This window comes from Clostridium celatum DSM 1785 (assembly GCF_000320405.1).
Taxonomy (GTDB): Bacteria; Bacillota; Clostridia; order Clostridiales; family Clostridiaceae; genus Clostridium; species Clostridium celatum.
Genome location: NZ_KB291665.1, coordinates 41,779 through 55,171 on the forward strand (window position 1 = coordinate 41,779; position 13,393 = coordinate 55,171).

Sequence of the window (13,393 nt, forward strand, 5' to 3'; positions counted from 1 at the left end):
AACAATAACTACATTTAAATACAAAGCATAACTGAATTTAATGAATTTTAAAATTAGTAAAATTGTGGTAAAATATATTGGCGATATAATAAATTAAATAAATAATAAAATTTACTTTGACTTTCTTTGACTTTTGTATTAAAATTAGATTAAAGTTAAAAATACTATTAAGAGGTGATAATAAATGAACGTTGAAAGAATGACACTTAGAGTGCAACAAGCACTAAATGATGCTAATTTAACTGCAGTGAAATATAATCATCAACAAATAGATATAATTCATTTATTTTCTGCATTAGTAGAGGCTGAAGATGGATTAATCCCTAATATCTTTACTAAGATGGGAATTAATGTGAAGATGATAAAAATTGATATAAATAATGCCTTAGATAAAATGCCAAAGGTTACTGGTGAAGGAGCTAATGGTTCAGGTGTTTATATAACTAGACAAGTAGATGAAGTACTTGTTAAGGCTGATGATTTAGCTAAAAAGTTTGGAGATTCCTATATTAGTGTTGAACATTTAATGTTAGCCATCATAGATGTAGATAAAAATGGACCAACTAAACAAATATTAAAAAAATATAATATAACTAAAGATAGTTTCATGAAGGTATTATCAGAAGTTAGAGGTAGTCAAAGAGTAGATACTCAAGATCCGGAGGGAACTTATGATGCTTTAGCTAAATATGGTACTAATTTAGTGGATTTAGCTAAAAAGCATAAATTAGATCCTGTAATAGGAAGAGATGATGAAATAAGAAGAACTATCAGAATTCTTTCAAGAAGAACAAAAAATAATCCAGTATTAATTGGTGAACCAGGGGTTGGTAAAACTGCTATAGTTGAAGGATTAGCTGAAAGAATAGTAAGAGGGGATGTCCCAGAAGGGTTAAAGGATAAAATTATCTTTTCACTAGATATGGGGTCCCTTATAGCAGGGGCTAAATATAGAGGTGAATTTGAAGAAAGATTAAAGGCTGTTTTAAAGGAAGTTCAAAATAGTGAAGGTAAGATTATATTATTTATAGATGAAATTCATACTATTGTTGGTGCAGGTAAGACAGATGGTGCAATGGATGCAGGAAATCTTATTAAGCCACTTCTTGCAAGAGGTGAATTACACTGTATTGGAGCAACTACTTTTGATGAGTATAGACAATATATTGAAAAAGATAAAGCTCTAGAAAGAAGATTCCAACCAGTTATTGTTGATGAGCCATCAGTAGAAGATGCAATTTCAATATTAAGAGGCTTAAAGGAAAGGTTTGAAATCCATCATGGAGTTAGAATTCATGATTCTGCTATAGTTGCAGCAGCTAAGCTTTCTGATAGATATATTCAAGATAGATATCTTCCAGATAAAGCAATTGATTTAATTGATGAAGCTGGAGCTATGATTAGAACAGAAATAGATTCACTTCCAGCAGAATTAGATGCAATTAGAAGAAGAATAGTGCAACTTGAAATAGAAAAAGAAGCATTAACTAGAGAAAAAGATGAAGGATCTAAAAAGAAGTTAGAAGCTTTAGAAAAGGAATATTCAGAACTTAAAGCTAAAAATGATGAAATGACTGCTAAGTTTGAAAGAGAAAAAGGAGCTATCTTAAAATTAAAAGAATTAAAAGGTAAGCTTGATGAAGCAAGAGGAAGACTTGAAGCAGCTCAAAGAGAATATGATTATAATAAAGCTGCTGAAATTCAATATGGGGAAATTCCAAGTTTAGAAGCAGCTATTTCTCAAATGGAAGTTGAGGTTAAAGAAAATTATGAGGGTGCTTTATTAAAAGAAGAGGTTACTGAAGAAGAAGTTTCACAAGTTTTATCAAGATGGACTGGTATTCCTGTATCAAACTTACTTGAAGGTGAAAGAGAAAAATTATTAAGACTTGAAGATGAAATGGAAAAGAGAGTAATTGGTCAAAGTGAAGCAATTACATCTGTAACTTCTGCAATACTTAGAGCAAGAGCTGGACTTAAAGATGTAAATAGACCAATAGGTTCATTTATTTTCTTAGGGCCAACAGGTGTAGGTAAAACAGAACTTGCAAAAACATTAGCTAGAAATCTATTTGATTCTGAAGAGAATATTATAAGAATTGATATGTCTGAATATATGGAGAAACATGCTGTATCTAGATTAGTTGGAGCGCCTCCAGGATATGTAGGATATGAAGAAGGTGGCCAATTAACTGAAGCAGTTAGAAGAAAACCTTACAGTGTAATTTTATTTGATGAAATTGAAAAAGCACATGAAGATGTATTCAATATGTTCTTACAAATATTAGATGATGGTAGACTTACAGATAATAAAGGTAAGACAGTTGACTTTAAAAATACAATAATCATTATGACTTCTAATATAGGAAGTAGCTATCTTTTAGAAAATACGTCAGAAGATACTATTGATCCACAAATTAGAGAACAAGTAATGAATGAGATGAAGATGAGATTTAAACCGGAATTCTTAAACAGAGTAGATGATATTATAATGTTTAAGCCATTATCTGAAAGTGGAATTACAAAGATTATTGATATATTTGTAAATGAAGTTTCCAATAGATTAAAAGATAGAAATATATCTCTAGAAATTACACCGGAGGCTAAACATATACTAGCGGTTGAAGGATATGATCCAGTTTATGGTGCAAGACCACTTAAGAGATATATTCAAAATACTTTAGAAAATAAATTAGCAAGACTTATTATTGCAGGAGAAGTTAATTATGGTTCACATGTTACAATTGATGGTAAGGATGATGAAATTATAATTAAAACGAATTAGTATCTTAAATTAGCAATAATGATGTAAGATATAAAATTTAAATTGTTTAAGTTTAAACTGCTTATTAAATATATTTTTAATAAGCAGTTTTTTTTGAGCTTTTAATGGTAATAGCATCTAGTAATTTAAACCTTCTTACTAGATGCTATTTATTTAGCTTATCTTTATTTCTTTATTATCAGTAAGTACATTTGGTTTTGTTGGTAATAATATAATAAAAGCTATACATATTATTACTGATGATAAAAGGAAAGGTAATTTATTTCCTAAATCAAAGATAAAACCTGAAAGCAATGAACCTGTTACTTGCCCTACTGCTTTAGAGGAATTAAATATGCCCATAAGTGACCCATAATTACCATTTGAAAGCTTTGTTATTATGCTTTGTTGAAGTGGAATATGAATACTAGCAAAAGAAGAAAATATAACTGCACAACTTAAGAATAAAATAACATTGTTAGATAAAACCATAAGTCCTAAAGCTATGCTAAGGCAAATAGTAATAACTTTAAAAATATTTATTTCTTTAAAGTATTTTGCCATTAATGGTGTGAAAATTAAATTTACAGTAAAACCTAATATTCCAGTAAAGGCTAAGAATCCACCTATAAATGTGGGAGATAAATTAAGTACATCTTCTATATAGTAATTAATACTTGAGTTGTAGCTTGTAGCCGCAAAGTAAAATGCGATAACAACTATAAACATAATTAATAAGTTTTTATTTAAAAATTTAGAGTAGCTTATTTTTTCATATTTAATAGTTTTGGAATTAAGCGATTTTTCTCTATGAGGCTCTTCTAATAGGAAGAATACTAAAGCTCCTAAAATAAGACAAAGTATAAATTGACTAAAAAAAGCAATTTTAAAATTATTATTACCAATTACACCACCAAGTAGTGAACCTAAGGCACCACCAATTGTATTTGCAGCAGCATAGTATGTAATATATTTAGTTCTATTTTCTTTAGTAGTTACATCTGTTAAATAAGCCATTGAAGTTGTTAAATAACTAACTACAAAAAATCCACCTGTAAATCTAAATATAAGTATTATAAATGGATTTGTATTAAATCCAAAACCAAGCTGACTTATACCATATCCAACAGCACCTAATATTAAGAACTTTAGTCTTCCTTTTTTATCAGATAGAGATCCAAAAAGTGGTGAGCCTATAAAATTTCCTATAGACATAGTTGCAAAAAATAATCCAAACATAAAGGTTGGCAATCCAAGCTTATTTATAAACATGGGCGTTACTGGATGAGCCATATTAAATGTAAGAGAGCTAAATAATGTCAAGAATATTATAAAAAACAATGATTTTTCTTTTATTTTCATTTTTAATTTTACTCCTTTAATTAATAGTTATCTTTAGATAATCAAATTTCATTTAATTAATAGTATATATGCAAAACTATGAAAAATAAAATAAAATTTATTAGTATTAGCAATTATTATGATAAAAAGCATATAGATTTAAGTTAAATATTGTAATTAAAGAAAATAAAAGGTAAAATGTTTTTATAATAACATTTTATGTATTAAGCAATGGGTAAATAATTTAATAAGATGTTATTAAAAATATTTAAATTATATTTTAAGGGGGAAAAGTAATGAACAAAAAGAAGATAATGGCACTTTTAGTGACATCATTATTAGTTACTAATTTAGGGACTAATATGGCTATGGCTGATATTAATGATAAGGAATACAAGAGCCAATATGTGCAAATGTATCAATCAGAACCTATTGCTGAAAAATTAATATCAAAATCAGAAATAATAGCAACAGCTACATCAGCACAATCAGGTCAAGAGGCAGAGAAAGTTATTGATGGTAGTACAACAACATTATGGCATACACCATGGGACGGACTTAATATATCGGAAAATCCACAAAGTGTAACATTAAACTTAGGAAAGGTTAGAAATGTAACATCAATTCATATAACACCAAGGCAATCAGGGAATAATGGAAAAATAAAAGATTATAAAATTTATGCTGGTGATGTTATAATTGCGGAAGGAACATGGAAATCTGACTCAGATACAAAATATATAATTTTAAATGAGCCAGTAGCAACTGATAGTATAAGAGTAGAAGCGATTTCTACAATAGGCGACACAAATAATAAATATGCAAGTATAGCAGAAATAGATATATATGAAGCAACTGAAGCACCATTAAAACTAGTTTCATCAGAAAACTTACAAATAAATAATGGAGTTGGTGGTGATTTAACCGATCGATTAGAAAACGTTTTAAGAATAGGTGAAGGTACTGCAATTATTAGATTTCAAGCCACTAACTCAGGATTACAAAGCTTATTTAGTATAAGTAATAACAATAAGGCAAATGAACATTTTCATGTATATATAAATAGTGGACAAGTAGGTTATGAACTAAGGAAGCAAAGTGGAAATGTTTCTACTGGTGTAGTAAATAAAACTTTAAATAAAGGAATAAATACTATTGCTTTTAAAGCTGAAAAGAATAGTGGGTATTCTATATATTTAAATGGTGAAAAAGTATTAGAGAATACTGTAGCTACAGCTAATTTTTTAGAAAGCTTAGATGATGCTAATACACTAAAATTAGGCACAACTGATAGAAGTACAGGATCGAATGAATATAATTTTACAGGGAAAATAGATTTTTTTGAATTTTATGATCAACCTTTAGCTGATAGATATCTTAAAGAAATAACAGGCCAAACATCTACAGAAGAATTACCATTACCAGAAGGAGCTATTAAAACAGATCCAATAGATGTATTTACTCCAGGAGAATTAGGATCAAACAATTTTAGAATACCATCATTATTTACTACAAAGGAAGGTACTGTAATAGCTGGAATAGACGTAAGAGTTGGAGGTGGAAATGATTCACCTAACAATATAGATATTGGGATAAAAAGAAGTACTGATAATGGACAGACTTGGGATAGTGGACAAATAGTATTAAACTATCCAGATAGTGCATCAGGAATAGATAGCTCATTAGTACAAGATGAAGAAACAGGTGAGATTTTTATGTTGGTAGATGCATTCCCACAAGGTGGAGGTGCTTTCCAAGCTAAAAGGGGTAGTGGCTTCTCTGATATAGAGGTAAATGGTGAAACTGTTAGAGCTATGAATTTAACTCATACAGATGGAAGTAAATACTATGCAATACCTGGTGAAATTGGATCAGAATTTGGGTTAGTTGTGGATTCAGAAGGAAATTCTACTAACTATAAGGTAGATGCTGAAAATAATTTATATAAAGATGATGTAAAGATTGGAAATACCTTTGCAGCAAGCTGTGAATTAAAGGCATATCTTACTTCATATTTAGCTCTTATTTCAAGTAAGGACGATGGTGTAACGTGGAGTAAACCTAAACTAATTTCAGGACAATTTAAAAAAGAATGGATGAGTTTCCTTGGTACTGGGCCAGGAAGAGGATATCAAATTAAAAATGGGGAAAAAGCAGGCAGATTAATATTCCCAGTATACTCATTAAATAGGAATCAAAAGCAATCTAGTGCTGTTATATATAGTGATGATCATGGAATCACTTGGCAACTAGGAGAATCAGTTAATGACAATAGAATAGTTAATGGAGTAACTATCCAAGGTGAAACATTTACTGGAGCTTCAGGAGAAGAGATGACAGAAGCTCAAGTTGTTGAGATGCCAAATGGAGAATTGAAAATGTTTATGAGAAATCCATCAAAAGCAAACCCAGCAGTTGCAACAAGTAAAGATGGTGGAGAAACGTGGGAAAATATAATAGAATATGAAAACGATTTAAGAGAGCCTTATTGTCAATTAAGCGTAATAAACTATGAAGGTGAAATTGATGGAAAACCAGCATTAATATTTGCAAATCCAAATTCAAGCTCAAGGGCAGAGGGAACTGTACAAATTGGATTAATAAATAATATTGGTACAGAAGAAAATCCAGTCTGGGATTTTGAATGGAAGTATAAGCAGTTAGTTAAGCCAGGATATTATGCATATTCTTGCTTAAGTCAATTAGATAATGGAAATATAGGATTATTCTATGAGGGAACAGCAAACCAAGAAATGTCATTCATTCAAATGAATATTGATTATTTAAAGGCAGATCTTTTAGCTGATGCTCCAACTGCAGAAATAAAGTCAATTACAAGTCTTGATATTATTGAAAGTTATAATCCAGGAGACGTACTTAACTTAAAAGTTACTTTTGATCAAACAGTTAGTCTTATTGGAGAAAGAAGCTTAACATTTATTATTAATGGTAAAGAAATATCAGGAGAAGTATCTAGAATTAGTGGAAATGAATATAAAGTTACAGTAATTTTACCAGAAGATATAGAAGAAGGAAGCCATAAAATTGCAGTAAAGGATAATAGTAGACTAGAAATAATTAATACTATTGGAAAGGTAATGGATTTATCAAATAACATTGAAACAGAATCTGTTATTATAGTTGAAGAAGAAGCTTTAGAAGAAGAAATAAAATTCTCTTTAAATTCAGTAGAATCAGTTAAATCAGGAAAAAGTTTAGATATTAAATTAGCTTTAAGTGATATATCAGAAACAGAAGACATTTTCGCTATAGATGCCAATTTAAATTATGATGCTACAAAATTTGAATTAGGTGAAGAAAGTATAAAGGCTATTAATAGTGAAAAGACTTATGTTTCATATAGAGAGATTGAACCAGGAAATATTAGAGTTATTATATCGTCTTTAGGTTCACCAATCGTATCAGGAGAAGAGATAATTAATATAAATTTAAAAGCTAAAGAACTTTTAGGATTAAGTGAGATAAAAATAGAAGGTAGTTGTGCTGATGGTGATGGGGTTTATAAGAATATACTAGGAAGTAGTATTTCTATTAACGTAGAAGAAAATATAGTAATTGATACTAGTAAATTAGAAATTTTAATATCTCAAGGGGAATTGTTAGAAGAAAAAGAGTATACATCAGAAAGTTGGAGTAAATTTATAGAAACTTTTGAAATGGCAAAATCAGTGATAAGCAAAACTGATGCTAGTCAAGAAGAAATAGATTTAGCTACAGAGTTATTAGAAGAAGCTATTGCAGGTTTAAAGAGAAGTGAGCAAGCAAGTATATTTACTAAGCATTTAGAAATTGCAATTGAAATGGCAGAGGATATAACTGAAGAAGATATGATAAATGTTGTGCCTGCAGTTAAGAAAGAGTTTAGTGAAGCACTTATAGAAGCTAAAGATATTTTGGTTCAATTAGAAGTAGGTAATGATATTAGTCAAGAATTAGTAAATAGTTCTTTTGAGAGATTATCTAAAGCAATTCATATGTTAGAGCATAAGGGAAATAAAACAGATTTATTGAATTTAGTTAAAGAAATTAATGAGTTAAATGCTAGAGACTTCACAAAAGAAAGTTGGAATGTACTTCAAGATGTATTAAATAGTAATGAAGTTCAAAGTGTAATAAATGATGAAAATGCTTTAGAAGCTGATATTGAAAATGTATATAATTCTTTATATGATGCCTTCAGCAAGTTAGAGGCAGTATCAGAAGCTGTTAATAAAGATATGTTAAATAATTTAATAGTAACAGTTGAAGGATTAGTGGAAGATGAGTATATATTATCAACATGGCAAAACTTACAAGATGTATTAGAAGTAGCACAAAAAGTCTCAACTAATGAAAATGCCAGTCAAGAAGAGGTTGATGGAGCATATAAGAATTTACTAAAAGGATATTTACAATTGAGATTAAAACCAAATAAGGATAAACTTGAAGATTTAATAAATAAAGCTGAACAATTAGATTCAAGTAAATATACTAAGGCAAGTTGGAAGGTAGTTGATGATGCAATTAAAGCAGCAAAAGCAGTATTTGAAAATGAAGAAGCTACAAAAGAGCAAATAAAGGAAGCTGAAAAAGAAGTAGAAACTGCTATAAGTAATCTTAAAGATAAAGAAAATTCAATCATAGGAAACTCAAGTAATAATAATGTAGCTAGTAATAGTAGTACAAATAATAGTTCAGTAGGTAATACGAACTTACCTAAAACTGGAGGAGCACCGGCTGTTTCAGTAGGATTATTCGGAGCAATAGTGGCATTTTTCGGAGGAATTCTTACAAAAAAGAATAAAATAAATTAATAAAATTAATATAGGGTATTGATTAAATCAATACCCTATATTATAAGAGTATGTTATTAAAGTGTAAAAACTTGAAGGGCTAATTAACGAGATTATGGGGGAAGATTATGAAAAAGATTTTAATAAATATGCTAGTATCAAGTCTATTAGTAAGTAATATAATTCCAGCTAATAATATAATTGCATATGAAAATAACAATACTATGAATATGTTAATCGAAGAAAGTAATAGATCACAATCATATGAATCTTATCTTCAGTACAAGCCACTGTTACAGTTTAACGTTAGAGAAAGTTTTAATGGAATTGATAAATTTATTGATATAAGTGATGAAGTTGAAAATATAAAGGACTTAAGTTAAGGAACAATTGCAATTAAATTTAAAACAAGTGCTAAAAATAAAGAACAGACACTATTTTCAATTTCTGATAAGAATGATACAAATAGCTATTTTGAGATAAAGCTATTAAATGGACAAATTAGATTAGAAACAAAAGAAAATGGAAATAATGTAATGTCATATACTGTACCAAATAAAACTTTTGATGATAATAAATGGCATACAGTAGTTATAAGTGGTGGCGAACTAGGTGGAATATTATATATGGATGGTGAAAAATTAGTTGAATTTACAAATCATCCTAATAAATTTATATCTTTAGTAAAAGATTTAAACAATATGAATATTGGAAGAATAGTTAAAAATAATGAAGTAAGCTCATATTTTGATGGCGAAATAGAATATGTAGAAGTATATAATAAACAATTTAGCCATGAGTACAGCAGTAAATACAGCTTAAACGATTACAGAGAGATTTTGAATATAATACATGGTGAAGAAAGTAACAATATTTTATTTGCGGGAGATAGTATAACACATGGTCCACTTCATACAAAAGGGTATAGAAGCTATAGTGAGCATTTTAATGAGAGAATTCGTGGAGAAGCTGTTAGTGGTAATTTAAAAAGTGATAATTTTGTTATAAATACGGGCGTATCTAGTGCTGATACAACACATGTATTAGCTAGCTATGAAACTTGGGTAAAAACACATAATCCTAAAATTGTATTTTTAACTTTTGGTATGAATGATTGTGCTACTATAACGATTGATGAATATAAAAATAATTTAAAAACGTTAGTTAATAAAATTAGAGAAATGGGTGCTATTCCAATAATTCAAACTATAAATACAACAAATGGATCTAGAGAAGAGCAATTACCGATATTTATGGAAGGGGCAAGAGCTGTAGCTAATGAGTTAGATGTATTTTTAATAGACCATAATAAGTATTGGAGTGATTTGGGAAAAAGCGTTACAAATGCGTGGTTAGGAGATGCTATTCATCCCAATGAAAAGGGACATCTAGAGATTGCTAAGCTTATATTTAGAGAGCTTCAATTAGATACAGATGATAGTTATACTCAAAATTTATCTTATCCATTGGCTGGAAATGGTACTGCAAAACCTGTATTAGATACGGCAAGAAAAAAATATCCAGAGTATTCAAATATTGAAAATAAAGAACCTGTTGTTTCATACAAGGTTAATAGAGAGTTTTATGGAAGTGATTTCATAGATAGAACTGATGATATGGATAAAATTAAATCATTGAATACAGGTTCTATTGTAACTAGATTTAATTTAACATCAAGCCAATCTGCGCAAACTATAATAAGTTTATCAGATTCAAAAGATTCAAGTAAAGAAGTAGCAATTGGTATTAATGCAAATGGAACTATATTCTTAAATGGAAGAACGGACAATGGAAATTCTAGCTTTACAACATCTAGATCGGGATATAATGATGGGGTATGGCACACTTTAGTTATGAATGTAGATGAATCAACAATAAATATTTATGTTGATGGAGAAAATATTCATTCAACTACTAATAAAATATTTTTCTCAAGCTTAAATTTACCTACGCATTTAAGTATTGGTAGAAATGTTCATGATACTGGTGGAGAGTGGTTTTTTAATGGTGCTATATCTTATGTTGAAATATATGATAATATTTTAAGTCGTGATGAAATAAATAATATAAGTTCTAAAATAGATAGCAGCAATAATTTTGCAGAAATTAGAAATAAAGCGCTTGAAAATGGTGTAGCAAATTCATGGGTTTTAGTTGGGGATAATTCGACTAGTGGAAATGGTGCTACTTATGGATATAAAAACTATGGGGAATATTTTGAAGAGAGAATTCGTTGGGAATTAAGAGGAAACCCAATGATAAATAGAGAAAGATATGTTATTAATTCCGGAGTTGATGGAGCTGACTCAGAGAGTATAAACACTAACTTTGATAAGTGGATAGCAGAATTTGATCCTGAAATAGTATCTATTATGATTGGGGGAAGTGAAAAAGGTACTCCTAAAGAATTTGAAGCTAATTTAAAGGAAATAATTGAAAAGGTTAGAGATATTGGGGCTCTTGTAATGTTGCAAACACCGGTATTACAAGAAAATGATATAACTGAATATGTAAATGTTATATTAAAAGTTGCTAAGGAATTTAATGTACCTGTAGTAGATCATTATAACACATGGATTGAATTGGAAAAAAGTAATCCTCATATTAAAGAAACATTTTTAAATGAAGATTATAGGTTAAATCATAGAGGGCATTTAAGGGTAGCACAAGATATGATGAAGGCATTAAAAGTATTTGATTCTAATAGTATATCTGGTGGTGCTTTAGTAGATATGAAATATGAAGAAACAGAAAATCCAACTGAATTAAAAAACGAACTTTTAGATTTAATAAACAAAGCTAAAAAGTCAATAGAAGATAATAAAGATAATTTATATATAGAACATTTAAAATCAGCTCTAGTTGCAGATATAGCAGCAGCAGAAAGAGAAATAGAGAAAACTAACTCTACAATAGTAACAGTATCTAATGCTATTAACTTTTTAAATGAATCATTAAGATCTTTTGAAGAGGATGAAGTAGATTATGGTTGCGATGTGAATAAGGATGGTATTATAACTATTGCAGATTTAGCTTTGGTAAGTAAAAACTATAATAAAAATAGTGAAGATAAAAATTGGAATGAAATAAAAATATATGATGTAAATAAAGATACCATAATTAATAATATTGATATACAAGAAGTTATGAAAAAAATACTAGAGTAATTATATCTTATTAAAATATAAAAGAATGACTAAAGTAAAAAAGGGTACTGAAAAACTAAAAGTTTTTAGTACCCTGAAAATTTTGTATTGTAAGTTGTTATAGTAATAAACAATTAAGGTAGTTGATTTCCAGCAGAGCGATATATTTCGTACCATTCTTGTCTTGTTAAGTTTATATTTGATGCAGTACAAATATCTCTTAGTCTTTCTTCATTAGTAGTACCAACTATTGTTTGAATTTTTGCTGGATGTCTAAGTATCCATGCTGTAGCAATAGCAGTTTTACTTACATTATACTTTTCAGATATTTCAGCAAGTTTTTTATTAAGTTCTGGGAATTTAGGATTATCCAAGAATGTTCCTTCAAAGAATCCATATTGGTAAGGTGACCAAGCTTGAATATTTATATCTTTTAAGCGACAATACTCTAAAATAGAGCCATCTCTGTCAATAGAAGGATCTATTTTCATATTAACATTTAAGCCGGAATCAACAATTCCAGTATGCATAATACTAAATTGAAGTTGATTAATGGTAACTTTATTTTTTAAGTACTTATTTAATAATTCAATTTGCATTGCATTATGATTGCTAACACCAAAGTTTCTAACTTTACCGTCATTATAAAGTTTTTCAAAAGCTTCGCTTACTTCGTCGGGTTCCATTAAAGTATCTGGTCTGTGTAATAATAAAATATCTAAATAATCCGTATTTAATCTCTTTAAAATATTATCTACTGAATTTAAGATATGCTCTTTTGAAAAATCATAAAAACCAGGTCTAATAGAGCATTTAGATTGAAGAATTATTTTTTCTCTTAGGCTAGGAGTTAGAGAGATAGCCTCACTAAATATTTCTTCAGATTTTCCTTTACCGTAAATATCTGCGTGGTCAAAGAAGTTAATTCCACATTCAAGAGCAGTGTTTATTAAGTTATTAACTTTGTTTTTATCTAGTTCAGCAATTCTCATACATCCAAGAGCAATTTCAGATGCTTTAATATTGCCATTTGCCATAATTATTTCTTTCATAGTAAATCTCCTCATATAAGTTAATCATTTACATTATACATTTACTGTATTATATAGTCCAATAATAAATTTTTTTATAAAAAATATAAAAATATTGTTGACAAAATAAATTAAAGATAATATACTAAACAACGTAGTCGATGCGCGGGTATCGTATATCGGTAATACTCCAGCCTTCCAAGCTAGCAAGGTGGGTTCGATTCCCACTACCCGCTCCATTTTAAAGCATTAGGAATCAGTAGTAATACGGTTAATAATGATTTTAATAAGCGTGTTTAGCTCAGCTGGATAGAGCAA

Annotated in this window: 6 protein-coding genes and 1 tRNA gene; 5 read left to right on the forward strand and 2 right to left on the reverse strand. The window is 29.0% G+C overall.

Features of this window, described 5'->3' with window-relative positions:
• Window positions 1-184: 184 nt before the first annotated feature.
• Window positions 185-2,785: an ATP-dependent chaperone ClpB gene (clpB, locus tag HMPREF0216_RS11935; protein ID WP_005214615.1), complete on the forward strand. Its 2,601-nt coding sequence runs from the start codon at window positions 185-187 to the stop codon at window positions 2,783-2,785.
• Between the two features lie 153 nt (window positions 2,786-2,938).
• Here the strand turns inward: clpB and HMPREF0216_RS11940 are convergent, their stop codons facing one another.
• A complete protein-coding gene (locus HMPREF0216_RS11940) occupies window positions 2,939-4,126 on the reverse strand; it encodes an MFS transporter (RefSeq protein WP_005214617.1) in 1,188 nt (395 codons plus the stop codon).
• Between the two features lie 275 nt (window positions 4,127-4,401).
• Between HMPREF0216_RS11940 and HMPREF0216_RS16415 the strand changes: the two genes are divergently transcribed.
• The 3 genes from HMPREF0216_RS16415 (at window position 4,402) to HMPREF0216_RS16420 (ending at window position 12,065) form a co-directional block, all read left to right on the forward strand.
• Window positions 4,402-8,919, forward strand: a complete 4,518-nt coding sequence (locus HMPREF0216_RS16415; RefSeq protein WP_005214619.1) for a sialidase domain-containing protein — start codon at window positions 4,402-4,404, stop codon at window positions 8,917-8,919.
• Between the two features lie 107 nt (window positions 8,920-9,026).
• Window positions 9,027-9,281, forward strand: a complete 255-nt coding sequence (locus HMPREF0216_RS11950; RefSeq protein WP_005214621.1) for a hypothetical protein — start codon at window positions 9,027-9,029, stop codon at window positions 9,279-9,281.
• A 12-nt stretch (window positions 9,282-9,293) separates the two neighbouring features.
• Window positions 9,294-12,065 (forward strand): GDSL-type esterase/lipase family protein, encoded by a 2,772-nt coding sequence (locus tag HMPREF0216_RS16420; protein ID WP_278244426.1) that lies wholly within the window; start codon window positions 9,294-9,296, stop codon window positions 12,063-12,065.
• 113 nt (window positions 12,066-12,178) lie between these two features.
• Here the strand turns inward: HMPREF0216_RS16420 and HMPREF0216_RS11965 are convergent, their stop codons facing one another.
• On the reverse strand, window positions 12,179-13,096 hold the full coding sequence (locus tag HMPREF0216_RS11965) for an aldo/keto reductase (protein ID WP_005214624.1): 918 nt from the start codon (window positions 13,094-13,096) through the stop codon (window positions 12,179-12,181).
• A 144-nt stretch (window positions 13,097-13,240) separates the two neighbouring features.
• Between HMPREF0216_RS11965 and HMPREF0216_RS11970 the strand changes: the two genes are divergently transcribed.
• Window positions 13,241-13,314, forward strand: a tRNA-Gly gene (locus HMPREF0216_RS11970).
• Window positions 13,315-13,393 lie beyond the last annotated feature (79 nt).